Origin of the sequence: Halopseudomonas oceani (assembly GCF_002903165.1) — a bacterium.
GTDB classification, from domain to species: Bacteria; Pseudomonadota; Gammaproteobacteria; order Pseudomonadales; family Pseudomonadaceae; genus Halopseudomonas; species Halopseudomonas oceani.
On record NZ_PPSK01000006.1, the window covers coordinates 156,900 to 180,868 of the forward strand.

24 protein-coding genes are annotated in these 23,969 nt (G+C 63.0%); 20 read left to right on the top strand and 4 right to left on the bottom strand.

Translation table 11 applies throughout. The features are described 5' to 3' along the window. Positions 1-282: 282 nt before the first annotated feature. The gene (locus tag C1949_RS08870; protein WP_170063037.1) at positions 283-1,056 is read right to left on the bottom strand and encodes a 2-keto-4-pentenoate hydratase; all 774 of its coding nucleotides are present in this window, start codon (positions 1,054-1,056) and stop codon (positions 283-285) included. Then, the gene (locus C1949_RS08875; protein WP_104738121.1) at positions 1,053-1,961 is read right to left on the bottom strand and encodes a TauD/TfdA dioxygenase family protein; all 909 of its coding nucleotides are present in this window, start codon (positions 1,959-1,961) and stop codon (positions 1,053-1,055) included. The genes C1949_RS08870 and C1949_RS08875 overlap by 4 nt, the downstream gene beginning before the upstream one ends. A 127-nt stretch (positions 1,962-2,088) precedes the next feature. Here C1949_RS08875 and C1949_RS08880 point away from each other — a divergent pair, with 127 nt between their 5' ends. From C1949_RS08880 to C1949_RS08940, 12 genes are all read left to right on the top strand, one after another. Continuing rightward, complete coding sequence (locus C1949_RS08880; protein WP_104738122.1) at positions 2,089-3,147, top strand: AraC family transcriptional regulator; 1,059 nt, start codon at positions 2,089-2,091, stop codon at positions 3,145-3,147. A gap of 115 nt (positions 3,148-3,262) precedes the next feature. Continuing rightward, on the top strand, positions 3,263-3,598 hold the full coding sequence (locus C1949_RS08885; RefSeq protein WP_104738123.1) for a YegP family protein: 336 nt from the start codon (positions 3,263-3,265) through the stop codon (positions 3,596-3,598). Between the two features lie 409 nt (positions 3,599-4,007). Next, on the top strand, positions 4,008-6,002 hold the full coding sequence (locus C1949_RS08895; RefSeq protein WP_104738125.1) for a TonB-dependent receptor: 1,995 nt from the start codon (positions 4,008-4,010) through the stop codon (positions 6,000-6,002). 24 nt (positions 6,003-6,026) lie between these two features. Further along, entirely contained in the window at positions 6,027-6,737 is a 711-nt protein-coding gene (locus C1949_RS08900) for a DUF4198 domain-containing protein (protein WP_104738126.1), read from the top strand. After that, a complete protein-coding gene (locus C1949_RS08905) occupies positions 6,724-7,212 on the top strand; it encodes a hypothetical protein (RefSeq protein WP_104738127.1) in 489 nt (162 codons plus the stop codon). Before C1949_RS08900 ends, C1949_RS08905 begins: the two co-directional genes overlap by 14 nt. Next, on the top strand, positions 7,212-7,826 hold the full coding sequence (gene cbiM / locus C1949_RS08910; protein ID WP_104738128.1) for a cobalt transporter CbiM: 615 nt from the start codon (positions 7,212-7,214) through the stop codon (positions 7,824-7,826). The genes C1949_RS08905 and cbiM overlap by 1 nt, the downstream gene beginning before the upstream one ends. After that, positions 7,823-8,482 carry an energy-coupling factor transporter transmembrane component T family protein gene (locus C1949_RS08915; protein WP_104738129.1) on the top strand — a complete coding sequence of 220 codons (660 nt, stop codon included), beginning with the start codon at positions 7,823-7,825 and terminating at the stop codon, positions 8,480-8,482. The genes cbiM and C1949_RS08915 overlap by 4 nt, the downstream gene beginning before the upstream one ends. Next, a complete protein-coding gene (locus tag C1949_RS08920; RefSeq protein WP_104738130.1) occupies positions 8,479-9,111 on the top strand; it encodes an energy-coupling factor ABC transporter ATP-binding protein in 633 nt (210 codons plus the stop codon). The genes C1949_RS08915 and C1949_RS08920 overlap by 4 nt, the downstream gene beginning before the upstream one ends. Before the next feature lie 7 nt (positions 9,112-9,118). Next, entirely contained in the window at positions 9,119-9,592 is a 474-nt protein-coding gene (gene nikR / locus C1949_RS08925) for a nickel-responsive transcriptional regulator NikR (RefSeq protein ID WP_104738131.1), read from the top strand. Between the two features lie 31 nt (positions 9,593-9,623). Beyond that, the gene (amn, locus tag C1949_RS08930; RefSeq protein ID WP_104738132.1) at positions 9,624-11,099 is read left to right on the top strand and encodes an AMP nucleosidase; all 1,476 of its coding nucleotides are present in this window, start codon (positions 9,624-9,626) and stop codon (positions 11,097-11,099) included. Between the two features lie 101 nt (positions 11,100-11,200). Further along, positions 11,201-12,115, top strand: coding sequence for an SdiA-regulated domain-containing protein (locus C1949_RS08935; protein ID WP_104738133.1), 915 nt, complete (start codon positions 11,201-11,203; stop codon positions 12,113-12,115). Positions 12,116-12,230: 115 nt separating this feature from the next. Then, positions 12,231-14,144, top strand: a complete 1,914-nt coding sequence (locus C1949_RS08940) for a metallophosphoesterase family protein (RefSeq protein WP_104738134.1) — start codon at positions 12,231-12,233, stop codon at positions 14,142-14,144. A gap of 161 nt (positions 14,145-14,305) precedes the next feature. Here the strand turns inward: C1949_RS08940 and C1949_RS08945 are convergent, their stop codons facing one another. Next, positions 14,306-15,622 carry a serine hydrolase domain-containing protein gene (locus C1949_RS08945; protein ID WP_104738135.1) on the bottom strand — a complete coding sequence of 439 codons (1,317 nt, stop codon included), beginning with the start codon at positions 15,620-15,622 and terminating at the stop codon, positions 14,306-14,308. A 130-nt stretch (positions 15,623-15,752) separates the two neighbouring features. Here C1949_RS08945 and C1949_RS08950 point away from each other — a divergent pair, with 130 nt between their 5' ends. The 8 genes from C1949_RS08950 (at position 15,753) to C1949_RS08985 (ending at position 23,386) form a co-directional block, all read left to right on the top strand. Continuing rightward, entirely contained in the window at positions 15,753-16,679 is a 927-nt protein-coding gene (locus C1949_RS08950; RefSeq protein ID WP_170063038.1) for a LysR family transcriptional regulator, read from the top strand. Between the two features lie 239 nt (positions 16,680-16,918). Next, a complete protein-coding gene (locus C1949_RS08955) occupies positions 16,919-17,380 on the top strand; it encodes a (2Fe-2S)-binding protein (RefSeq protein WP_104738137.1) in 462 nt (153 codons plus the stop codon). Next, entirely contained in the window at positions 17,377-19,560 is a 2,184-nt protein-coding gene (locus tag C1949_RS08960) for a xanthine dehydrogenase family protein molybdopterin-binding subunit (protein ID WP_104738138.1), read from the top strand. The genes C1949_RS08955 and C1949_RS08960 overlap by 4 nt, the downstream gene beginning before the upstream one ends. A gap of 12 nt (positions 19,561-19,572) precedes the next feature. Beyond that, positions 19,573-20,796, top strand: a complete 1,224-nt coding sequence (locus tag C1949_RS08965; RefSeq protein ID WP_104738139.1) for a cytochrome c — start codon at positions 19,573-19,575, stop codon at positions 20,794-20,796. 19 nt (positions 20,797-20,815) lie between these two features. Next, positions 20,816-21,991, top strand: a complete 1,176-nt coding sequence (locus C1949_RS08970) for an XdhC family protein (RefSeq protein WP_104738140.1) — start codon at positions 20,816-20,818, stop codon at positions 21,989-21,991. Beyond that, positions 21,992-22,285, top strand: coding sequence for a putative quinol monooxygenase (locus tag C1949_RS08975; protein WP_088277061.1), 294 nt, complete (start codon positions 21,992-21,994; stop codon positions 22,283-22,285). Continuing rightward, positions 22,285-22,869 (top strand): nucleotidyltransferase family protein, encoded by a 585-nt coding sequence (locus C1949_RS08980; protein ID WP_104738141.1) that lies wholly within the window; start codon positions 22,285-22,287, stop codon positions 22,867-22,869. The genes C1949_RS08975 and C1949_RS08980 overlap by 1 nt, the downstream gene beginning before the upstream one ends. Before the next feature lie 19 nt (positions 22,870-22,888). Beyond that, on the top strand, positions 22,889-23,386 hold the full coding sequence (locus tag C1949_RS08985; RefSeq protein WP_104738142.1) for a nucleoside 2-deoxyribosyltransferase: 498 nt from the start codon (positions 22,889-22,891) through the stop codon (positions 23,384-23,386). Here the strand turns inward: C1949_RS08985 and C1949_RS08990 are convergent. After that, on the bottom strand, positions 23,383-23,877 hold the full coding sequence (locus tag C1949_RS08990; protein ID WP_104738143.1) for a M48 metallopeptidase family protein: 495 nt from the start codon (positions 23,875-23,877) through the stop codon (positions 23,383-23,385). The genes C1949_RS08985 and C1949_RS08990 overlap by 4 nt on opposite strands. Between the last annotated feature and the right edge of the window lie 92 nt (positions 23,878-23,969).

The following is a 23,969-nucleotide window of genomic DNA, read 5'->3' on the forward strand; positions in this document are numbered from 1 at the left end:
GCAGGCCACCGACCCTGCCGGTGGCCTGCTGAATTGATGTAAGCATTTGCTTACGCGTTGTGCTGGCGTTGGCCTATGTGCACACCCTGCGATGCTGCGTACTATCAATCGCGCTAGGAGCATCGCAGGAACCGACCAGAACAACAGGGAACAGGGACAGTGCCTCGGAGGCACTTCGTATTAGGGATGATCAGGACCATTCTGCAAAACCTCGCCTCGGCGGGGTTTTTTCTTGCCTGCGATTTGAGCAGGGCACGGCGTTGATGGCCGTGCCCAGTGTGCTCAGGCGCTGAAGCGGCAGCTCACACTGCCCAGCGCGCCCATCTCCACTTCGGCCAGATCGCCGGCGGCAACCGGCTGCATTCCGGCCAGCGCGCCGGTCATGATCACATCACCGCTGCGCAGTTGCTGTCCGGCAGTGACCATTTGATTGATCAGCCAGAGCGCCGCGTCCAGTGGGTTGCCCATGCAGCTTGAGGTATTGCCGTTGCCCACCTGTTCGCCGTTAAGCTTCAGTGCCACCGGCAGGTCATCCAGCTGCACGCTGTCGGCTGCAACGCACTGGCCCAGCACGTGGGCACCAAAGGACAGGTTGTCAGCAACCGCATCAGCCAGCGACTTCGGCCAGCCCTCAAAGGCTGAGTCGCAAACCTCCAGCGCGGGCATCACGCCTTCGAGCGCCGCGATCAGGTCGGCGCGATCGGCCAGCGGGTCTTCGATATCGCGGGCCAGGCGCATCGCAACCTCGATCTCCAGTCGCGGCGCGATAAAGTCCGCATGCTGCAGTGTCGTTCCGGTCTGATATTCGTTGGCTGTCAGCAGTACGCCGCGCAGCGGTTCTGCCACGCCGAGGGCCTGGCGGGCGCGGGCATCGGTCAGCCCCAACTTGTAACCGGCCGGGCGCTCGCCCTGAAGCTGCCGGCTAATCAGCGCGTTTTGTACGGCGTAGGCTGACGCTAGGTCGGTCAATGCATATTCGCTAGCGACCGGGCCGCGTGGTTTGCCGCTGGCGCGTGCTTCCAGCAGCGCCTCTGCGGCCTGTTCGATGTGACTCATGCCGTTTCTCCTCGGCTCGGTTTTTCGCCAACAACCGTGGTGCGGAACATCTCGCGGCGCTTGCCGAAGTAATCCGAGATGGGCTGATGCCATACGCAGCGGTTGTCCCAGATCGCCAGTGTGCCCGGCGTCCAGCGCATGCGGCAAGTAAAGGCCGGAGCAGCGGCAACGCTGAACAGGTAGTCGAGCAGCGGGCGTGATTCCTCCGGTTTCATACCGGCGATACCGAGGGTGTAGGCCGGGTTGGCGAACAGCACCTCGCGACCGGTTTCCGGATGGCGGGTGATCATCGGGTGGGTACGGACATCCTCATCGACGTTGTCGCCGAAGCGGATCTGCATGTTCTCGATGCCGGCGTTGTGTGCGGCCTTGGGGCCGTAACCGAACTCCGGGGTGTGGATGCCGTCGAGCTGGCGCAGCAGATTGCGCAGGGTTGGAGACAGCCACTCGCAGGCCAGGTACATGTTGTTGAACAGGGTGTCGCCGCCGCTTTCCGGCACATCGTGGCCGTACAGCAGAGTGAAGGCCGGCGGTCGCTCCTGGAATGACCAGTCGCTGTGCCAGGCACCACCAAACACGAATGGGCTGCCCTCGCCGGCTTCTTTGAGCACATGCACCACATGCGGATGATCGGCCATCGGCTGTACATAAGGTTCCTTGCCGAACTCGCCGAAACGCAGAGTCACGGCTTCGAGCTGTTCGACGCTCAGGTTCTGGTCCCGAATAAAGAGTACGCCGTGGTCCATGAGGGCTTGGCGGAGATCTGCCTGACCGGCGTCACTGAGGTTGTTGAGGTCGATGTCGTGGACGTCTGCACCCAGTGAGCCAGCCACCGGTACGGTGCGGAAATGGTTGCTGGAGCGGGCCTGGTTGTTTTTTGCCGTGGTGTAAAAAAATTCGGGCATGGCTGTTACCTGCAGTGGTCTGTCTTGTTGTTGATGTTTTTGTTCTGCCAGGCAAGATTGCGCCTGTGCGCGGTGGCTATCCATGATAATTTCTGCCATGACATGACAATAACTGCCACGAGGTTGTATGAACTGGCGTGAAGTGCGTGATGCCACCAACGTGCGCCACCTGCTGAACACGGCTCACAGTATTGGCTGCTCCGTCGAGGCCTGCCTGCAGGGCAGTGGGTTGGACGAAGGTGTGCTGAGTGCCGGAGCCCGGATACAGCGCTGGCAGGAGTTGGCCGTGATTCGCAACCTGGTGGCGCTGGCGCCGGAACCCGGTCTTGGGCTGCTGGTGGGCAGTCGTTACCAACTGACCAGTCTGGGGCTGCTCGGCTACACCATGCTGGCCTGTCGCAATCTGCATGAGGCACTGGTGGTCAGTACCCAGTTTCGTGAACTGACGCTGTCGATCTGTCCGGTTCAGCTGCAACCGTTTGACGGTGGTGTGCGCATGAGTCTGGACCACAGTGTGCTGCCGCGGGATGCGCAGGATATGGTTGCCGAGCGCGGGCTGGCAGTCTGGAAGCGTATCTTCGGTGAGTTACTGCAGCGCCCCTTTGTACCGCTGCGGGTGGAGCTGGCGCTATCGCGAGCTGCCACCGCCGACCGTTACGAAACCTACTTCGAATGCCCGGTAGTCATCGGCGCGGCGAGCAACGCAGTACTGATTGCGGATGCGGATCTGGCCAGTGCGCTGCCGCTCGCCAACGAGCTTACCCGCAACGCCTGTGCAGCCCTGTGCCGGCAACTGTGTGATGGGCTTGAAGACGTTGTTTCGCCGTTCGCGCGACAGGTTCTTCAGGTGCTGATCAGCCGTTCGGGGGAGCCGCCCGTCGCCGCTGAGGTGGCGGCTGCGCTGGGGATCTCCGAGCGTTCGTTGCATCGCCGGCTGGCGGCTGAGGGCCAGCCCTTTCGTCAGCTCGATGAGCGAGTGCGCGGGCGCCTGGCGGAGCGCCTGCTGGGCGACAGTGATCTCGGGCTGGATGCCATCGCCGCGCAGCTGGGGTACAGCGAAGCGGCCAGCTTTTCCCGTGCCTTCAAGCGCTGGACCGGCGTCTCGCCGTCGCATTGGCGTGCAGCTCAGCGGGCAGCAGCGCTGGGGCTTGAGTCGTCTTCGCTGGCGGGTGTTCCGTCTCGATAATGTCGACGGGTCTCGCTTGCGAGACAGCGCGCATCTCCTGTCTATACTGACCAAGTCGTCCGCATCCGGGCGGACGCGCAGGTAGTCCACCGACGTTGGATAAGGAGTGCTTCATATGGCTGGTTGGTATGAACTGAGCAACAGCACGGACGGGCAATTTCGCTTTGTCCTCAAGGCAGGCAATGCCGAAACCATTCTCACCAGTGAGCTCTACACCACGCGAGCCAGCGCCGAGAACGGCATTGCGTCGGTACAGAAAAACTGCTCAGAGGACGGGCGCTATGAGCGCAAAGAGGCAAAGGACGGGCGCCATTTCTTCAATCTCAAGGCGGCCAATCATCAGGTGATCGGCACCAGCCAGATGTACGCTGCGGCGGCCAGCTGCGAGAAGGGCATCGAGTCGGTCAAAAACAACGGTACCAGCGACGTCATCAAGGACAAGACCGGCTGAGCCTACCCGCGACCGGCCGGCGCCGCGAATGCTGCGTGCGTCGGCCGGTTTGCTGGGCGCTGACATCCTGTCGGCGCCCGTTATCCACATCAGTCTGCTAGCCAGGCAGGGCTGCATGGGGCATCGGACCGTTCTTTCGTTGCTCCGGTCGACATCAGGTTACTTTGATCCCACCCGTTTTCCGGCTGCCGGTGACGACATCGCTGAAGCTGTGCGCCGACATGGTGCGATAGTGCCGCTTGCTGCTTTCTTGTGGTGCGAAAGCGGGCTGCCCCTCTGGCCGCAACCGCCGAATTTCAGTGAAGCGGGCTCTGGTATGAACTTTGCTGATTTGTTCATACTTGCACCCGGCTCGCCTATGCCTGGCCAGTTGAGAGGTGCTGCAACCGACCCCGCATAAGGATGCCTGATGCTACTCCCTCGTCTCACGCCGCTAGCGGCTGCCCTGTTGTTGCCTTTGCCCGCGTTGGCCTCTACTGAACCTGTGTCGCTGGCCAGTATCACCGTCAAGGGCCAGGCCATGGCCGATACCACCGATCAAGCCTATTCGGTCACCCGTCTGCTCGCTGACGATATTCGTGAGGCGCACGTTGATCAGGTGCAAAGCCTGCTGCGCAAGGTTCCGGGTATGAATGTCAGCACGCTGGGGCTGCCGGGAGTGGCTGACAATATCTCGCTGCGCGGCTTTGGAGCCGGCGGGCACGGCGGAGACATTGGCTTTGTCGTCGATGGCATTCCGCTCAACGAGGCCATGTCCCACGCCGATGGTTACGGCGATTTGAACGTCGTCATTCCGCTGGAACTGGAGCGCATTGATGTGCTGCGTGGCCCGGTATCGGCGCTGTATGGCAACTACAACCGGGCCGGCACGGTCACGCTGCAGAGCCGCCGGGGTGGTAACTACCGTGACCTGGACATCAGCGCAGCAGAATTCGGCAAGCTGGATCTGCAGGCCGCCGGTGGCTTTGAGGCCGAGCGCCAGCGCCTCAACCTGGCGGTGCAGGCGGTCCATGATGACGGTTTCCGCGATCAGTCGCAGGCCGATCGCCAAACCCTGGCTGGGCGCTGGGCGCTGGATCTCAGCCCTGATCTGGAAGTGGCGCTGTCGACCCGTCTGCATCATGCCGAGGCAGACAACCCGTCCTATCTGCCTTACGCCGATTATCAGCGTGACCCTTACGGGGTCTACAGCGAGGTGCAAAACGACGGCAGCGAGAAGGACTTCAGAACCCTGCGCCTGGACGCCAACTATCAGCTTGATGACGATGTGCGCCTGCTGAGTTTCGTCTACCACACCCAACAGGACTTCAGCCGCTGGTTTACCCGGCCAGTCAGCGGCGTCTGGACCCAGCGCGAGGAAACCTACGACCGTGATGTGCTGGGCGGCGGCTTCAACCTTAATGGCGATAGCCAACTGGCGGGCAAGTCGCTCACCTGGGTCACCGGCGTCGAAACCTATCGTGAACGCACTGACTACCTGAAGTATGAAAACACCCAATACCGCCAGCGGGTCGGGTTGCCGCAACTGGATCGGCGCTTCAGCCTGAACAACCTGGCGGCCTTCGGCGAGATGCAGTGGCAGCTGCACCCGCTGTTCATGCCCAGCCTGGGCTTGCGGTGGGACCGCTTCACCGGGGATTGCGACCTGGAAGGCGCGCAAACCTCCACGGCGGAGTGCGAGCGCATGTCGTCGGTCAGTCACACCAGCCCCAAACTGGGCATTCGCTCGCAGCCGCTGGATTGGCTGGAGCTGCGTGGCAGCTGGGCTGAGGGCTTTGCCATCGCCCCGGAAACCGCCAAGTACTCGCTCGGCACGAGCAGCGTCTCTCCCAACGTGTTCCGTCAGATCGAACTGGGCATGACGCTGAGCTGGCGTGACCTCGGGCTGGACCTGGCGACCTATCGCATCGACTCCAGCGATGAGATCGGCCGCAACCCGGCCGGCGACTACGAGAACTTTGGCGAGACCCGGCGTCAGGGCGTGGAAGTTTCGGGCTACTGGTACCTGACCGACAGCCTGGATGTGTCGCTGGCCTGGGGCACGGCGCAGTCGGAGATCCGCAAGCACCGTGATGCATCCCTTGAAGGCAACCGGGTGACCGGCGTGCCCAGCCACACCACTACCGCGCAAGTAAATTGGCGCCCGCTTTCGGATTGGGAAGGCAGTCTGGTGCTGCGCGATATTGGTGATTACGCGGTCAACGCCAGCAATCAATTGGTCGATGGTGGTTACCGGGTGACTGACCTGACGTTGGCCTATCTGTTTCCCGGCACCCCGGGCTACCGCGCTTATCTGTCGGTGGAGAACCTGACGGACAAGGTCTATGCCTCCACCGTTTCTACCATCGGGTATGCCACCGGCGCGCCCCGTCGTGTCAGCCTGGGCATCCAGGCGAGTTTCTGACCCTCGTGCACAAGGAGTTTTACCATGTCTTACCCCCTACGCAGCCTGCTTGCCGCAACCGCTCTGGCGCTGCTCAGTCCGTTGGTCAGTGCGCATACCGTCTGGCTTGAGTCGACCGAGAGTGCGAACGGCTACGTCGTCCGTTTCGGCGGGCATGCCGGCGTGCTGGAAGACTTTCCTCCGGCCAAGCTGGAACAGGTCAGCGCCGTCGATGCAGCGGGTGTGCCGGTCGCTGTCGCCCGCGAGGACCTGACAGCCGGAGTGCGGCTACAAACCGCCGAGCCGGCGTCGGTGTTGACGCTGTATTTCAACAACGGCATCTGGAGCCGACTGCCGGATGGCCGCAGCGAGAACCTGCCGATGGATCAGGTCGAGGGTGCCGAGTCAGCGGTCAACGCGGTCAAGTATCACAAGTACATTGCGCGCTGGGACGCGCAGGCAACCCAGCCGCAGGGGCAGGCCTTCGAGCTGCTGCCGCTGGATGCCGAGGCACCTGCCGCCGGTCAGCCGGTGCGCCTCAAGGTGCTGATCGACGGCCAACCGGCGCAGGGCATTGCCCTGGCATTTGGTGAGGAAGGTGACGATGCCGTCAGTGACGCCGAGGGAGTAGCGGTGCTGATCGCCCGCAGTGGCGTCAATCGGATCTGGTCCGGCCAACGGCTGGCAGTGGCCGACAATCCGGCGTACACCCAGCTCAGCACGGAATACAGCCTGGTGTTCCATGCGCAGGATTGAGCTAAAGCGTGCCACGCTGCTGTTGCTGCTTTGGCTGTCGGCCACCGCCGCTCAAGCGCATGGCCTGGATGTGATCGCCCAGCACAGTGAGGGACAGGTGTCCGGTTTGGCGCTGTACTCCGACGGCACGCCGGCTGCTGCGATCTACGTAGCCCTGGTAGCCTCTGAAGATGCCAGTAGGGTGTTGGCACACAGCAAGACCGGCGATGACGGCCGTTTCACCTTCGCCGCCCGCGAGGGCGGTGGCATGCGAGTCATCGCCGAGGGCGAGGAGGGGCATCGCGCGCAGGCGCTGGTCAGTGATTTGCCGAGCGGCAGCAGCGGCAACCAAAGCCTGTTGCTGCTGCGCGAGGATATTGCCCGGCTGGAGCAGCATTTATGGTGGCGCGACGTGCTGGGTGGCATCGGCTATCTGGTTGGCGTGCTCGGCCTCTGGGCGCTGTGGCGCAGCCGTCAACCTGGTCGAGGACTCTGATGCATATTGCCGAAGGGGTGCTCAGTCTGCCAGTGCTGGCCAGCTGTGCGGTGTTGTCGGCGGGCGGTATCGCACTGGGTGTGCGCCGCCTGGATGAAACGCGGATGCCACTGGCGGCGCTGCTGGGTGCTGCCTTTATGGTTGCCAGTACGCTGCACATGCCGGTGGGCGTGGGCAGTGTGCATCTGATCCTCAACGGCCTGGCCGGCTTGCTGCTGGGCTGGGCGGTGTTTCCGTTGTTCTTTGTCGCGCTGCTGCTGCAGGCCGCGCTGTTCTCCTTTGGTGGCTTTACCGTGCTGGGTGCCAACCTGCTGATCATGGCCGCGCCGGCGCTGCTATGTCATGTCCTGCTGGCGCCCCTGCTACGCGGTGAGCCGAGCCGTCGGCGGTTGTTGCTGGTTGGCGCCGGATGCGGGCTGATCGGGGTCGGTGGTGCTGCCGTGGTGGCCGCGTTGGTGCTGAATCTGAGCGGTGGCCGGCTGTTCGATCACCTGATCGGCATGTTGGTGCTGTCCCATGCGCCGGTGTTTGTGGTGGACGCGCTGATCAGCGCCCTGGCACTCAACCTGTTGTGGCGCATGTTGCCCGATATGACCCGCGAGCTGTGCCCATGACCGCGCCGCAACGGCTGTTATTGGCACTGGCCGGGGCGCTGGGAGCTGCCCTGTTGCAGCAGACCTGGCAATTGCTGGCGCTGTTGCTGGTGGCCGGGGTTGCCGTGCTGGCGGCGGTCGTGCTGCGGCTAGCCTCGCCCAGCTGGCTGCTACGTCGGATTGCGCTGCTGAATCTCTTCGTGGTGCTGGTCTGGTTGACGCTGCCCTGGCATTGGACCGGCGGCGGCCTGGCTTGGAACCCGGCGGGCGTGGACGCGGCGCTGCATATCAGCTTGCGCAGCAATATTGCCGGCCTGCTGTGCATTGCCCTGCTGGCGGGTATGAATGCCTTCGATGTTGCGGCAGCGGCGGCGCGTCTGGGCATGCCCGCGCGGCTGGCGCAGTTGTTGTTGCTGACGGTGCGCTACCTCAGTGTCATGCAGCAGACGCGTCAGCAGGTGCAGCGGGCAATGCAGGCACGGGGTTTCCACCCCCGTTGTAACTGGCGCACGCTGGAGGTGCTGGCACTGCAGGTCGCGTTAATTCTGGTGCATGCCTTGCTGCGCGCCGAGCGGGTGGCACAGGCGATGCAAGCCCGCGGCCTGGCCCAACGCGTGCGCGCGCCTAAACGGGCGACTGCGGTGGCGGGTGTGACCGCAGGGCAGGAATCGCTATGAGCGTGCTGATTCAGGCCAGCGGCTTGCGTCTGGCGCGCGGCCCGCAGCGCCAGCTCGCGTTGCCCGACTTCGTCTTGCATGAAAACGAGCGGTTGTGTCTGCTTGGGCCTAGCGGACGCGGCAAGACCAGTTTGCTGCACGCGCTGTTGGGGTTTGTACCTCTGCAGGCTGGCTGCCTGCAGGTATTTGGCCGCGAGCGTTCTGTCGAGGCCGACTTTGTCCCGCTGCGTGGCCCCCTGGGGTTGCTGTTTCAGGACCCGGTCGATCAGCTGTTTGGCCCGACGGTGGTTGATGACGTGGCCTTTGGGCCGCGCAATCAGGGACTGGATCGCCAGCGGGCCGGCCAGTTGGCGCTGCGCACCCTGGCTTCGCTGCGGCTGGAGCATCTGGCGGAGCGGCCGGTGCAGCAGCTCTCTGGCGGTGAACAGCGGCTGGTGGCGCTGGCCGGGGTGCTGGCGATGAACCCGCGCGTGCTGCTGCTGGATGAGCCGAGCAATGGTCTGGACCAGGCCAGTTGCGAGCGGTTGTTTGCCTGTCTGCTTGAGACCGGCTTGCCGATGCTGATTGCCAGCCACGATCAGACACTGGTACAACGTCTGGGAACCCGGATTCTGACGTTGCCCGCATGAGGACCCCATGGAGCGCATCACCATTTCCCTGGAAAGTGAACTGGCCGAAGCCTTTGACGCGCTGATTGCCGAGCGCGGCTATCGCAGTCGGTCTGAGGCGATGCGTGATTTGCTGCGCGCCGAACTGGAAAGTGCCCGCCAGACGCGGGAGCCGAGCGAATATTGTGTTGCCTCGCTCAGTTACGTCTACAACCACCATCAGCGTGAATTGGCCGAGCGCCTGGCCCGCCATCACCATGAGCATCATGATATTAGCGTGTCTACGCTGCTGTCCTATATCGACCATGACCATTGCCTGGCAAGCTCCATCCTGCGCGGGCCTACTCCGCAGGTGCGTCAGCTGGCCGAGCGCATCATGGCCGAGAGCGGCGTGCGGCACGGTCAGTTGAACCAGGTCTCGCTGACAGAGGATGAACACGAGCACCAGCACGCCGGTCATGATCACAGCAGCCGACATCGACACCTGCGCCCGCTGACCTAGGGCCTCCCGAACCACCGATAAGAGGTTTTCCGTGAACCCAGTTTGCCCCGATGATTTTGTAACGGTCGATTCCGCGGAAGCGGCGGTCGACCGCCTGGCTATGCTGCACCAGCAGGCCACCAATGCACTGCGCGCAGCGCTCAAGCAGTACCTCAAGGATCGCGTCCCGCCGAGCGAGGCGCATTGTGCCTTCCGCTACCCGGAGTTGCGCCTGACCTACCATTGCCAGGGTGAAGTGCCGAGCAGTGTGCGCGCCTATGCCAAGGTGCAGGTGCCCGGCACCTACGCGGTAACCGTGACCCAGCCCGATGCCTTCCGTACTTACCTGTTGGACCAACTGCGGCCGCTGATGTCCGACTTTACCGTTACCGTGGAAGTCGGGCCGAGTCAGGCCAATATTCCCTATCCCTACGTGGTCGAGCAGGGTGATGAGCTTGGCGCCTCTGGCGTGACTGCGGCCGAGCTGGCGCGGGTGTTTCCGAGCACCGACCTGTCCGCCGCCAATGATGGCACTGCTGACGGCCTGTACGACTGGGAGAACCAGGACCCGCTGCCGCTGGCGCTGTTTGATGCTGCGCGTACCGACTTCTCCCTGCGCCGCCTGGTGCATTACACCGGCAGTGACTGGCGCCATGTACAGCCCTGGATCCTGCTGACCAACTACCACCGCTACGTCGATCAGTTCATCCGCCACGGTCTGAACATGCTGCAGACCGAGTCGCGCTTCCAGCGCATGGTGCTGCCCGGCAACGTGGTGGTTGAACGTGGCATGTCCGAAGGTGAGATGCAGGCGATCATCGAGTCGGTGGTCTGGCACCGCTTCCAGATGCCAGCGTATCACTTGCAGGGCAACAGCCCGAGCGAAGGTATCACCCTGGTCAACATCGGCGTGGGCCCGTCCAACGCCAAGAACATCACCGACCATCTGGCTGTGCTGCGGCCGCACTGTTGGTTGATGATCGGCCACTGTGGCGGTCTGCGTCAGTCGCAGACCATCGGTGACTATGTGCTGGCGCACGCCTACATGCGCCGCGACGGTATCCTCGACCGGGTGCTGCCACCGAACATTCCGCTGCCGGCGCTGGCCGAGGTGCAGCAGGCGCTGCAGCAGGCGGCAGCCGACGTGACGGGCGAGCAGGGCGATGACCTCAAGCGCCGTCTGCGCACCGGCACGGTGCTGACCTATGACGACCGCAACTGGGAACTGCGCTGGGCGCAGGAACGGCCGCTGATCAATCTGGCGCGGGCGATTGCGGTCGACATGGAAAGCGGCACCATCGCTGCTCAGGGCTACCGTCTGCGGGTGCCCTACGGCACCTTGCTGTGCGTGTCCGACAAGCCGCTGCACAGCGAGATCAAGCTGCCGGGCGCGGCGGGCGCTTTTTACGAGCGCGCCGTGACCCAGCATCTGCATATCGGTATTCATGCGCTGGAGCTGATGCGCAGCCAGCTCGATTCGCTGCATTCGCGCAAGCTGCGCAGTTTCGACGAGCCGCCGTTCCGCTAGCCTGCGCTGTCACCACCCTGTCATCCGTTGTCGCCTAGTATCGGCGCGACAGTGGACAGGAGCAGGGTGGATGAAGCTGCATACCAGCAAGGGGCGTATCCATGTCGGGTACGCTTGAATGGGGCGGGCCGCGGCGGCTCCTGCTGTTGCTGCTGACGGTCAGCGCGTTGGCCGTTCTGGTTGCCTGGCAGGGCACGCTGCTCAAGCTGACCGAGTTCCATCGCGCTGATGCAATTGTTAGCCCGGCGAACGGTGTATTCAGGCTCGCCGACTACCGCGCGGCGGTACAGGCGCTGAGCATCCCCGGTATTGGCAATGATCTATCTGGTATTAGCTACGTCCCGGAACACGACCAGCTGCTGGCGATTACTAACGCGGGCCCGGTTCAACTGGTGGCGCTCGACCGCCAAGGAAGCCTGCTCGGCCGCTACCCACTGATTGGCTTCGAGGATCCGGAGGATCTTGCCTGGCTGGGCGATGGGCTGGTGCTGATCATTGAGGAGCGGGTGCAGCGATTGAATATCGTGCGCCTGCCCGAGCAGTTCGGCCCGATCACCCGTGATAACGCTCGCCAGTTAACTCTGGGTGTGGCCTTGTCGAACGACAACAAGGGCTTTGAGGGTGTTGCCTACGATGCGCAGCGTGATCTGCTCTACGTGGTTAAGGAGCGCGACCCGCAGCAGCTTTACCGTATCGGCGGCCTGCGTCCTACCTTGGCGGGCGATCTGCAACTCGACATCCACGACCTGACCAACTGGGTCAGTGCTGCCGGCGTTTCCCGCGATCTCTCTGCAATTACGGTGCACGCGCCGAGTGGCCACCTGCTGCTGCTCAGTGATGAGTCGCAGCTGCTGTTCGAGTTGGGGGCTGACGGTCAGTTACTCGACCGCCGGTCGCTGCGTGCCGGTAATGGACTGCAGGAGGGCATTCCCCAGCCCGAGGGTGTGGTGGTGGCTAAGAGTGGTGAGCTGTTCGTGGTCAGTGAGCCCAACCTGTTCTATCGTTTCGTGCGCTAGCGATACGGCGCTTCGTAACAACTCCGTGATCAGAATGTAACCGCTCTGTCTCGGGCCTTTCACAGCGCATCTGTAGTGTTCAGACCTCATTCATATGGTTCGAAAAGGATGCGCCATGTTTGTTCGTACAGGATTGGTCTCTTTAGTGGCGGCAGGTCTGTTGACCGGCTGCCTTTCGTCGGGCAGCAGTAGCAGCGATGCAGGGGGAGCGCCGCCTGCCCCTGATGCACCGACGTTGCGGATTGGGGTCATTCCCGACACCCAGGGTGGCGGGCAGAATACCTCGGTGATGCCCATGCGTGCGTTGATGGAGTTTTACCGCGAGCAGGACGTAGACCTGCTACTGATTGTTGGGGACCTGTCCGAAGAAGGTACCCCTGCCGAGTATGCCCAGTGGCGCAGTGTTATCGATGACTACCGTGATGACTTTGTCATGCTGCCGTTGCAGGGGAACCACGATATCAAGGGCACGGATCAGGACTGGTATGACAACGTCAGTGATCTGATTCCGGACGACGCCATCCAGATGGCGGGCCAGCGCGACAAAAACTATGCCCTGGTGCGTGACAATGTGCTTATCGTGACGGTTTCCTATGGGCAAATTCCGTTCGCCTATGACTTCGTCCGGGAGATGATTGAAACCTACCGTGATCAGGTTGATCACATCATCGTATCGTCCCACAACACGATGGTCGGCAGCCGTTACGGCAACATTCGCGAGCGTGCGGTAGAAGCTTACGACACCTCCGAGGGGGATCAGCAGTTTTTGCTGGTGCACGACGATTACCGTCAGTTGTTTGCCGACAATGACGTCATCTACGTGGCTGGTCATGAGCATCAGTATATTCGCAGCCTGATATCGGGCTATTACGGAGGCCACTACACCGAGCTGGTCAGTGGTAGCGCCTCCTACAAGGGTTACGACAGCCGCTATGGTGAAAGTGAACTGATCCAGCAGGTGGTGATGACCAAAATCAACGACGGCAGTGTCGACGGCACACTCGACGTCAACGCCTCAATTCTGACGTTCAACGGCGCGCTGGTCGACTACCGCTCCTACTACGAGAGTCACACGATCCGCAGTAACGAAGACGGCATGCGTGAGCTGGCAACGCCGGACTGGAAGCTGATCGATCGCTTTACCCGCTCTGCAGAGCGTTGCGACAAGATCGTGTTTCCGTCGAGCATCCCTGCCGGCAACCAGTTGAACATGACTCATGACAAAAGCTACCGCACCAGCTTGTGTGTCGCCGGGTCGGGTGAAGCGGCGCGGATTCTGGATGGCGACAACCAGATATTCAATCGCTATGACACCCGCACCCGTACCACCAGTGTCGAGCCCGGTGTATCAACGGCGCAGAGCAACACTGCGCTTGCCGCTCGCTACTACCGCTGGCTGCATATTCCCCATGCCAGCTACAACCCTAACCTGAACAACAGCCAGCGCGTGCGCCTGATCAACGCGGGCACGGAAGACGAAGAGGTGGAAATCCGCCAAACGACCATCGACTTGAAGAAGCAGTTGTCGCTTAGCTGGGTGCCTGCCCGTGAGGGGGCAAAAAGTGCGGTTCTGCTGGTCAGCGGTATTCAGGGCCAGGACGGCACTTACAGCAGCGCGCGTGGAGCGCTGAAACGGCTGGACCAAGACACCGGTTTCGCCGGCAGCTTTGGTGATGGCAGCGAGCAGGGCAAGCAGCCCTACGTGTTGCCAGAAGGCCGGGTCAACAGCAACTGGAAGCTGGATGACGACCTGCGCGGTGATGACTTCGTACTGCAGTTCAACGTGCCGTCCGGCGCGGATGCCAGCAACCTGCAGTTGGCTCGCTGGAATGATACTGCGGGCAGCTGGGAGCCGGTGGTGGCTGTCGACTGCCTCAGTGCGCTGGATTATGACAACAGCTATATGGCTAGCCTGCCGGCTGATGTGGATGCCGAGTGCAGTACCGCAGCTGGTTTGGTGACCGTAGGCACGCCACATTTCTGGGTGCGGCTGGATCGTGAGGGCGCCTTTGCCCTGATTGATCGTTGAGCGCAGCGGCCACCTGTTTGATGCAGGTGGCCATGCTCTGTATACCGCGCCGGGTGTTTTTGGTATCCGGCGCGGTGTTGTTGCCGGTCAACGAGGTTGGCCGGGCTACCCTTGCCAGCGCAGTTTTGCGCCGCAGTGGCGCAGGCGCTAGGGTTTGCTGCCTATTGTGGCTGACGCATCAGGAATTGCGCCAGCGCGCTGTAGGCCGGTAGCGAGATCGGGTCGTTGGCACCGTTGGCTGCCACCGGGTTGGAGGCGAAGCGGGCGATGACCATCTCGGCCTTGGGATCGACGTAGATCGTCTGACCGTGGATGCCACGGGCAGCGAAGACACCGTGCGCGTTGTTGGAAACCCACCACATATTGCGATAGCTCCAGTTCGGCAGCGTGGCGTAGCCTGCTGCGGCGAACTTGGCTGGGTCGCCACCGTTACGGATGTCGGCCACCACTGCTTCGGGTATGATCTGCTGGCCGTTGAAGCGACCGTTGTTGCGCAAGGCTTCACCGAATCGGGCCATGTCGCGCAGACTGGCATTGAGGCCGCCTCCGGCGAACTGGGTACCGACTTGATCGACCACGATGTAGGCGTCCTGTTCGGCACCCAGCCGGCTCCAGATACGCTGTTGCAACAGCTCGGCGAAGGAACTGCCGGTTACCCGCTGAACGATCCATGCCAGCACGTCCGAATTAACCGTCTTGTAGGCGAATACCTCCCCGTGCTGACCCTCGGGCTGTACCTTCTGCAGAAAGCCGTACAGGGATGTCGCGCCAGCATAGTCCGCCGGACGCGGGATCAGGTTGCCAGCCCGGGAGTACTCCCAGATCTCAGCCGTCGGGTCGGAGTAGGTTTCGGAATAGCGAATGGCAGTGGTCATGTCCATGACCTGACGCACGGTAGTGTTACCGAAGCCGCTGTCCTTCAGCTCCGGTACGTAGCTCGATACAAGGGCCTGTTCGTCCAGCGTACCTTCGGCAATCAGCATCGCCGCGAGGGTACCGATAAACGACTTGGTCACCGAGAAGGCCATGTGCGGGCGTTCGGCCTGCAGGGCGCCGAAGTAATGCTCGTAAACCACCTGACCGCGGTGCAGTACTACGATGCCGTCGGTGTAGTTGGCCGCCAGTGATTGTGCCCAGGTCATGTTCGAGCCGTCGGCCAACTGGAACTGCAGGTCGTTAATGTCGTCCCGGCGGGCGTCGGGTAGCGAGCTGACTGCGCCAGCCCCTCGGCCTACGTTTGCTGTCGGCAGCAGTTCGCGAATATGTGAGAAGGACCAGCGGGTTCTTGGGAACAGGAGATAGTTGTTGCCGTTCACCTGTTTATCAGCTGCAGGCGGAAAGCCCTGCATCCAGCCCATGACCGTCGGATCACTGGCATCGGCATCGAGTGGTGGCTGCCCCGCGATAGCCTGGCCAGCCAGCAGGCCGCCGAGCAGCAGGGACAGGCAGTTACGCTGCCATCGGGTTGTGCGTTTCATGAGTTACCCCTTTTATCTTGTTGTTCTTGTCGGGCCTGCCGCGCCGCATGCCCTTGGGGTGAGTATTGGTTAGTGCTATATATCAAGTCCAATGCATGTATTGTGAGTTATTGATGCAATGAGTTCATTAATGGACCTGAAGCGCCTCGGTCACATGGTTCTGCTCAGCGAGGAGCTGCATTTCTCCCGGGCCGCCAAGCGCGCGCACCTGTCGCAGACCGCGTTCAGCCGCAGCATCCAGTCGCTGGAGAGCGACCTGCAGTTGCGGCTGTTTGACCGTGGCACTCGCAGCGTGCAGCTGACCGCTGCGGGCAGGCAACTGCTGTCGCAAGCCCGGGATCTGCTGCGATGCGCTGAAAACCTCAGTGCATCGGCGCAATATCTGGCCAATGCCGAGGGGGGCGAGCTCAATGTGGGCGTCGGCTTGCTGGCCGCGCACAGCTACATGCAGGAGGTGTTGCCGCTGCTGCGTCGGGATTGCCCGGGCCTGCGGCTGAATGTCGAGGTTGATCATTGGCAGAACCTCCTGCGCCTGCTGGAGCAGGAGCGCATTGAGTTTCTGGTCGGCGGCACCGGGCCATTGCATGAGGATCCGCGTTTTCAGATCACCCGCTTGCCTCCGAGGGACACGGCTATCTACTGCCGCAGCGGCCATCCGTTGCTGGCCGTGGCACCTGTGTTGCAGTCTTCGCTGTTGCTGGACTACCCCTGGTCTGCCGCGCTGCTGGATGATGCCTCGGCGCTGCAACTGCTGGCATTACTGGCGCTACCTGCTGATGCCAGGCTACCTGCGCTCATGAGTTGCAATAGTCTGCCGCTGTTACGGCAAACGGTTCTGCACAGCGACAGTCTGCTTTTTACCTGGGAGGGCTGGTTGCGCGACGACGTGCGTGCGGGGCGGCTGGTCGATCTGACCCGGCATCTGGAGCCGGGGTTGCCTGCGCAGGGCTACCAGTTGCACAGCAACCTGATTCAGTTGGCCAATCGCACCCTGTCACCGCCGGCACAACGCGCGCTTGCGCTAATCCTGAAGATGGCGGGGCAGAGTGCAGGCTGACGTTGTAGCGACTCGAAGTCGGGCAATAGCGCAAGGCAGCCAGAGTATTGTGCTATCGGTTGCGACGCCGCGCTGGTTACTCTCCGTTTATTTAGACTGGTTGTTTTCCCGCTTGCTGCAGTTGTTCGGCAGTTGCCGACTGCCTCGACCGTGATGTTCTAAGGCTTTATGTCTCAAGCTAGCCACAGATGCTAGAGTGAATCGAAAACCAATAACCTGCGTTGCCTGACGAGGTATCTATGATTCAGTTGTCCGTTAACGGCGAGCGACATGAGCTCGACGTTCCTGCTGACATGCCACTGCTCTGGGTGGTGCGCGATGTGCTCGGCCTGACCGGCACCAAATTCGGCTGTGGTATCGCCCAGTGTGGCGCGTGCACCGTTCATCTTGACGGTGAAGCCGTGCGCTCTTGCGTGCTGCCGGTTGGTGCTGTGGCCGGCCGTGCGGTCACCACCATCGAGGCGGTTGGCGAATCGGCGCTGGGCAGTCAGGTGCAGCAGGCCTGGCTGGAGCACGAGGTCGTGCAGTGCGGCTACTGTCAGTCGGGGCAGATTATGTCGGCCACCGCGCTGCTGCAGCGCCAACCCAACCCCAGCGACGCGGAGATTGACGTCGGTATGGCGGGGAATATCTGCCGCTGTGCGACCTACACCCGCATTCGCGCCGCCATCAAGGACGTCGGCAAGGGGGAACAGGCATGAGCAGGCAACCATGGCAGGTATCGCGTCGGGGGTTTCTGAAGGGCTCCAGTGCAGTGATGGGTGGGCTGGTGCTGAGCACCTGGCTGCCCGGTTTTATCCCCGACAGTGTGGCGGCTGAAGCGACTGCTGCCGGCCGTCTCGGTGATCAGACGCCCCGTGGCTATGGCGCCTATGTGCGGGTCGGGCATGACGGCAAGGTGACCGTGATCTCACCGAAGATCGAGATGGGGCAGGGCACGCATACCGGTATCGCCATGATGGTGGCCGAGGAGCTGGAAGTTCGGCTGGCCGATGTCAGCATCGAGGACGCCCCGCCGGACAGCGAGCTTTACGCCGACTCGATCATGCAGTTCCAGGCGACCGGGGGCTCAACCTCAACCCGGCACGCCTGGCAACCCCTGCGTGAAGCCGGTGCGACCGCGCGGCTGCTGTTGATTCAGGCGGCTGCCCAGCAATGGTCGGTCGGTCCTGCCCAGTGCGAGGCGCGCGAAGGCGTCGTCTATGGGCCGGGCGAGCGTCAGGCGGGCTATGGCGAGCTGGTCGATCTGGCCAGCACACTGCCGCTGCCGACCAGCGTCACGCTGAAAACGCCGGATCAGTTCCGTTTGATCGGCACCCCGGCACGCCGCATTGATACCCCGAACAAGGTCAACGGCAAGGCGCTGTTCACCATCGACCTGCAGGTGCCGGACATGCTGGTTGCCTCCAGCCTGACCTGCCCGGTGTACGGTGGCACCCTGAAGTCGGTCGATGCCAGTGCGGCGCGGCAGGTACCGGGCGTGCGTGACGTGGTCACGTTGGACAACGCCGTTGCGGTTACCGCGACCAACTACTGGGCCTGCCAGCAGGGGCTCAAGGCGCTGAAAATCGAGTGGGATCTGGGCGAACATGCAGGTATCAGCTCACCCGAGCTGGACGCCGCACTGCAACAGGCGTCCAGCGCCGACGGCGTGGTTGCCCACAGCAGCGGTGATGTCGCCGCTGCACTGGAGGCGGCCAGCAGCCGCTTCGAGGCAGTGTACGAACAGGCGTTCCTGTCCCATTCGCCGCTGGAGCCGATGACCTGTGTGGCGCATGTGCGCGCTGATGGTTGTGATCTGTGGGTAGGCACCCAGGTGCCGGTATTCGCCCAGCAGACAGCAGCCAGCATCACCGGACTGAAACCGGAGCAGGTGGTTGTGCATAACCAGTTGATTGGTGGCGCCTTTGGCCGCCGGCTGGACTACGACTTCATTACCCAGGCCGTCGCGATTGCGCGGCAGGTCAGCTATCCGATCAAGCTGATCTGGAGTCGTGAAGAAGACATGACCCACGATATGTATCGCCCGCACTATGTTGACCGGCTGACCGCCGCGCTGGACGCCGCCGGCAAGCCGCAGGCCTGGCAGCATCGGATCGCTGGCGCCTCGGTGCTGGCTCGTTATATGGGCAGCCTGCCCGAGAACGGTGTCGATGGCGATGCGGTGGAAGTGGCTATTGACCCGATTTACGCGCTGGACAGTCTGCAGGTTAATTACATCCGCGAGGAGCCGAAGGTGATTCCGGTGTCCTGGTGGCGCGGGGTGGGTCCGCTGCGCAGCACGCTGGCGCTGGAGTGCTTTATCGACGAGCTGGCCCACAATGCCGGCAAGGACCCGGTCGACTACCGGCTGGCGCTGATGGATAAGCATCCGCGGGCACAAGCGGTGCTCAAACTGGCCGCCGAGAAGGCTGACTGGCAGACGCCGTTGCCGGCTGGGCAGGGGCGGGGCATTGCGGTCAGCGCGGTGTTCGGCAGTTTTGTCGCGACTGTGGTCGAGCTGGAAATGCAGGCGGACAAGGGCATTCGTATCAAGCGATTGGTCAGTGCCATCGACTGCGGTCTGGTGACCAACCCGACCTCGGTGCTGGCGCAGATCGAAGGCGGCACCCTGTTCGGGCTGTCGGCCTCGCTGTTCAATGAAATCACCATTGAGCAGGGCAGGGTGCAGCAGCGCAACTTCAACACCTACCGGCAACTGCGCATCGGTGAAGCGCCCGGCGTCGAGGTGCACATTGTGCCGAGCACAGAGTCACCCGGCGGGGTCGGCGAGACCGGGACCGCGCTGATTGGTCCGGCGCTGCTCAACGCGCTGGCGGCTGCGTCCGGCGAGCGGTTGCGGCGTTTGCCGCTGAGCCGCGCTGGCTACTTCCCGGTTTAAGGAGCTGAACCCATGCATCTGAGCAAATCCGTGATTCTCGGGCTGGGGCTGGCTGCCTCGGCGTTATCCGCACAGGCCGCAGACGACGACCTGATCGCCCGTGGCAAGTATCTGGCAACTGCCGCTGACTGTGTGGCTTGCCACACCGTGCCAGGCGGCAAGCCCTTCGCCGGGGGCGTCGAGTTCAAGTTGCCGTTTGGCTCGCTGTATTCCCCGAACATTACCCCGGACAAGGCCACCGGCATTGGCGATTGGACGGATGCCGACTTCCTGGGTGCCCTGCATGACGGTGTTGGCAAGGATGGTAAGCGCTATTATCCGGCGTTCCCGTACACCGCTTACACCCTGATGTCGGACGACGAAGTGAAGGCGATCAAGGCCTATCTGTTCAGCCTGGAACCGGTGAGCAATACGGTGCCGGAGAACACGTTGAGTTTTCCCTACAACCAGCGTTGGGGCATGTTCTTCTGGAATCTGGTATTCCACGATAACGAGCGCTTCGAGCCCGATCCGGATCAGTCCGAGGAGTGGAACCGCGGTGCCTATCTGGTTGAAGGGCCGGGTCACTGCGGCGAGTGCCACACCCCACGCAACTTTGCCCAGGCGCTGAGCAGCAGCCAGCCGCTGGCAGGTAACCTGGTGCAGGGCTGGCAGGCCTACAACATCAGCTCGGACGAGACCTATGGCATCGGTGCCTGGTCGCCGGCCGAGCTGGTGAGCTATCTGGGCAAAGGGTATGCGCCGGGCAAGGGGGTGGCCAGTGGGCCGATGGGCGATGCGGTCAACCATAGCCTGCGTCATCTGACCCCGGAAGACCTGTCTGCCATCGCGACCTACCTGCTCAGCACTCCCGCGCAGGCCAGCGGTATCGCCCGGCCCGAGGTGAACGTGGATCCGACCCCGGTGGCCGATGGCGCTCTCGGCAGCAAGCTGTTCGCCGGTAACTGCGCCGGCTGTCACGCCTGGGATGGTGGCGGCACGCAATCCCCGGTCGCGGCACTTGGCGGCCTGAAAACCGTCAATGACCCGGCCGGCACCAACCTGCTGGGTATCCTGCTGCGCGGTCACGGCGCACCGGACGCGCGGGTAGATCAGCAGATGCCGTCCTTCGCCGCGGGTTATCAGGACACCGAATTGGCGGCGGTTGCCAGCTTCGTGCTGCAGCACTTCGGTCAGAGCGGTGGAACTCTGAGCGCCGCTGATGTGGCGGCCAAACGCGGCAATACCGGCCACTGAATCGAATGCAGGAGTTGTAATGTCGGCGGTTGAACAGCTACTCAAGGCGGTCGATGAGGCCGCCCGGCAGGGCGACGATGCGGTGCTGGCGACGGTGGTCAAGGTCGAGGGCTCGGCCTATCGCCGCCCTGGCGCGCGCATGCTGATCAACGCTCTGGGGCAGACCGAGGGGACAGTCAGCGGCGGCTGCCTGGAAACCGAGGTGGCGCGCACGGCCCGCTGGTTGACCGAGCGCGGCCCGGCTCTGCGTAGCTACAGCACCGCCGAAGAGGATGAAGACGGCGATGCGGCGGTGCGTTTTGGCCTCGGTTGCAACGGTACCGTGCACCTGCTGTTCGAGCGCGTCGATTCCGTGGCCTGTCAGTTGTTGCTGGATGGCTGCCGGGCGCTGACCGACGGCACTGTTGGACTCAGTGTGGCGACCGTCGTCAGCGCTTCGCAGCCTGATTTACTCGGGCAGCGACTGCTTCTGACTGCCGATGATCAGTTGCAGGGCAGCCTGCCCGACGCTTGGTCGGCGCCGTTACTGCCACTACTGCGGCAGGCGCGCTCTGCCCGGCGTGCTGCGCTGCATTGTTTCCGCCAGCCCGGCGGCGCGGTCGAGGTGCTGATCGAGCACCTGCGTCCGGCGCGGCGGCTGGTGATTTTCGGCGGCGGGCACGATGCCCAGCCGCTGGTGCGGATGGCCAAACTGCAGGGCCTGCATGTGACGGTGATCGACAGCCGGGCGCATTTTGCCCGTCGCAGTCGCTTTCCGGAGGCCGATGCGGTGTTACTCGGGCAGCTGGACAACAGCTTCGCACTGAAGGATTTGCTGGCCGACGCGGCGGTAGTGGTCATGACCCACAGTCTGCAGCAGGATGCCTGGTGGCTGGCGCAGGCGCTGGCGTCGTCGGCGTGCTACATCGGCCAGCTCGGACCGCGTGAGCGCACCGAGCGGCTGCTGGCCGGCATGGCGCAAGCTAGCTTGCCGGGCGTCGAACGCCTGCATTACCCGGTCGGTCTCGACCTGGGTGGCGATACCCCCGAATCCGTCGCGCTGGCGATTCTGGGCGAGATGACCGCGGTGCTCAACGGCCGCGTGGGTGGAATGCTGCAACAGCGGCAGTCCGCCATTCACGAACCTTCTGCAATTCATATCCATGACGGGGGCGAGCAGGATCTGCCAGCACCCTCCAGTATCGAGAGTAACTAGATGTCCGAAATCATTACCGTCGTAGCGGTGCTGCGCGCCGTCCCCGGCGCGGCCGAACAGGTCGCAGCCATTCTTGCCGACGCGGTCGAGCCGTCGCGCGCCGAGGCCGGTTGCCGGGGGTATGTGCTGCACCACGACCGCAGCGATGCCAGTCGCTTCGTATTCGTTGAGCAGTGGGCCGGGATGGAGGCCATCGAAGCCCACCGTCAGGCGCCGCACTATCAGGCGATGGGCAAGGCGCTGGCTGGCCTGATTGCCGAGCGCGAAGTGATGCTGTTGGACGCCAAGGCCTGATGCCACGGGTTGCCGCCCTGATGCTTGGCGCTGGGTTCTCCCGGCGCTTCGGCGGTGACAAGCGACAGGCACGCCTGGCCAGCGGCCAGATGGTCCTCAATCGTGCACTGGAGAATGCACTGGCGGCCTTCGGCGCAGTAACCCTGGTACTGCGCAGCGATGATGACCCGCAAGCACTGGCGCTGCCGGAGGCGGTCGACGTGCTGTTCAATCCGCGCAGTGCGCAGGGCATGGCCAGTTCGCTGGTATTGGGTATTGAACATCTGCGGCATGGTGATGCGGATGCCATCGCGGTGCTGCTCGCTGATATGCCGTGTATTCAGCCGGCCACCCTGCAAGCGCTGGCGCAGCGGTCTGGCCCGGAGGATATTGTACTGCCGAGCTGGCAGGGGCAGCGCGGCCATCCGGTGTTGTTCGGGCGGCGCTTCTGGCCGCAGCTGCTGACCCTCAGTGGTGATCGCGGCGGACGCGAGATTGTGCGCGCACATGCCGATTGCGTTAAGGTGCTGGCGGTGGAGGATGCTGGTGTCTGTCTCGATCTGGACCAGGCCGCAGACCTTGCCACGCTGAATCCGCTTGTCTGATCCACGCAGGAGATCCCCGGTGCCTTCGGTATATCTGGCCGGTTTTGACGTGTTCTATCCCGACGCCCTGGCGCGCGGCGAGTATCTCAAGGCGCTGTGCGCCACGCATGGGCTGGAAGGGCTCTATCCGCTGGATGCGGCCCTACCGGAGGGGCTGAGCGACCCGGCTGGCTGGATTTGTCAGGCCAATCTCGACAGCCTGCGCCGCGCCGATGCGGTGCTGGCCAATCTGGGCCACTTTCGCGGCAACGAGCCGGATTCCGGCACCGTCTTCGAGGTGGGCTTTGCCTGTGCGCTGGGCAAACCCGTGTGGGCGTACTTCCCCGATCAACAGCCGATGATCGAGCAACTGCCGCGTGATGAGCAGGGGCTGTGTCCGGACGGCTTTGTGGTCGAGAACTTCGGTCTGCCGCGCAACCTGATGCTGGCTTGCAGCTGGGTCGGTGCCAGCAGAACGGCGCCGCAGGCCGTTGCCGAACTGGCCGCCTGGCTGCAAGCCAATCCGCAACCGCGCTAGCCGTCGCGCAGGGTCAGGAACAGCCGCAGGTCCAGCTCCAACTGGTGATAGTCCGGCTCCATGTGCCGGCACAGCTGGTAGAACGCCTTGTTGTGTTCCTTCTCGCGCAGGTGCGCCAGCTCGTGCACCACCACCATGCGCAGCAGCGGCTCGGGCAGGCTCTTGAGGATGGCCGAGACCTTGATCGCGTTCTTGCTCTTCAACTTGCCGCCCTGTACCCGGCTGACAAACTGGTGTTGCCCCAGCGCGTTGTCGATCACGTGCATGCGGGTGTCGAACGATACCTTGCTGATCTGCCCGCTACTGCGCATGTGCTGCTGCTTGAGGCGTTGGGTGTAGTCGTAGAGCGCGGCGTCGGTCTGGATCGGATGCTGCTCGCCGGGCGGATAACGTTGCTCAAGCCAGCCGCCGAGCTGGCCACGGTCGATCAACTGCTGGACCTGCTGGCGCAGGTCGGGGCTGTAGCCCGCAAGGTATTTCAGCGTTGCCATGGCGTCCCCCTCAAGCCTGCGACAGCCTGTTGGTGCGCAGTATCGGTGCTCCGGCAGCCGCTGTCACGAGCAGCCGTGGGGCAGCCCGCGCG

Bases quoted from the DNA above. Each gene is read 5' to 3' on its own strand.
- C1949_RS08870 (WP_170063037.1), bottom strand. From the start codon at position 1,056: ATGAGTCACATCGAACAGGCCGCAGAGGCGCTGCTGGAAGCACGCGCC.
- C1949_RS08875 (WP_104738121.1), bottom strand. From the start codon at position 1,961: ATGCCCGAATTTTTTTACACCACGGCAAAAAACAACCAGGCCCGCTCC.
- C1949_RS08880 (WP_104738122.1), top strand. From the start codon at position 2,089: ATGAACTGGCGTGAAGTGCGTGATGCCACCAACGTGCGCCACCTGCTG.
- C1949_RS08885 (WP_104738123.1), top strand. From the start codon at position 3,263: ATGGCTGGTTGGTATGAACTGAGCAACAGCACGGACGGGCAATTTCGC.
- C1949_RS08895 (WP_104738125.1), top strand. From the start codon at position 4,008: ATGCTACTCCCTCGTCTCACGCCGCTAGCGGCTGCCCTGTTGTTGCCT.
- C1949_RS08900 (WP_104738126.1), top strand. From the start codon at position 6,027: ATGTCTTACCCCCTACGCAGCCTGCTTGCCGCAACCGCTCTGGCGCTG.
- C1949_RS08905 (WP_104738127.1), top strand. From the start codon at position 6,724: ATGCGCAGGATTGAGCTAAAGCGTGCCACGCTGCTGTTGCTGCTTTGG.
- cbiM (WP_104738128.1), top strand. From the start codon at position 7,212: ATGCATATTGCCGAAGGGGTGCTCAGTCTGCCAGTGCTGGCCAGCTGT.
- C1949_RS08915 (WP_104738129.1), top strand. From the start codon at position 7,823: ATGACCGCGCCGCAACGGCTGTTATTGGCACTGGCCGGGGCGCTGGGA.
- C1949_RS08920 (WP_104738130.1), top strand. From the start codon at position 8,479: ATGAGCGTGCTGATTCAGGCCAGCGGCTTGCGTCTGGCGCGCGGCCCG.
- nikR (WP_104738131.1), top strand. From the start codon at position 9,119: ATGGAGCGCATCACCATTTCCCTGGAAAGTGAACTGGCCGAAGCCTTT.
- C1949_RS08935 (WP_104738133.1), top strand. From the start codon at position 11,201: ATGTCGGGTACGCTTGAATGGGGCGGGCCGCGGCGGCTCCTGCTGTTG.
- C1949_RS08940 (WP_104738134.1), top strand. From the start codon at position 12,231: ATGTTTGTTCGTACAGGATTGGTCTCTTTAGTGGCGGCAGGTCTGTTG.
- C1949_RS08945 (WP_104738135.1), bottom strand. From the start codon at position 15,622: ATGAAACGCACAACCCGATGGCAGCGTAACTGCCTGTCCCTGCTGCTC.
- C1949_RS08950 (WP_170063038.1), top strand. From the start codon at position 15,753: ATGGACCTGAAGCGCCTCGGTCACATGGTTCTGCTCAGCGAGGAGCTG.
- C1949_RS08955 (WP_104738137.1), top strand. From the start codon at position 16,919: ATGATTCAGTTGTCCGTTAACGGCGAGCGACATGAGCTCGACGTTCCT.
- C1949_RS08960 (WP_104738138.1), top strand. From the start codon at position 17,377: ATGAGCAGGCAACCATGGCAGGTATCGCGTCGGGGGTTTCTGAAGGGC.
- C1949_RS08965 (WP_104738139.1), top strand. From the start codon at position 19,573: ATGCATCTGAGCAAATCCGTGATTCTCGGGCTGGGGCTGGCTGCCTCG.
- C1949_RS08970 (WP_104738140.1), top strand. From the start codon at position 20,816: ATGTCGGCGGTTGAACAGCTACTCAAGGCGGTCGATGAGGCCGCCCGG.
- C1949_RS08975 (WP_088277061.1), top strand. From the start codon at position 21,992: ATGTCCGAAATCATTACCGTCGTAGCGGTGCTGCGCGCCGTCCCCGGC.
- C1949_RS08980 (WP_104738141.1), top strand. From the start codon at position 22,285: ATGCCACGGGTTGCCGCCCTGATGCTTGGCGCTGGGTTCTCCCGGCGC.
- C1949_RS08990 (WP_104738143.1), bottom strand. From the start codon at position 23,877: ATGGCAACGCTGAAATACCTTGCGGGCTACAGCCCCGACCTGCGCCAG.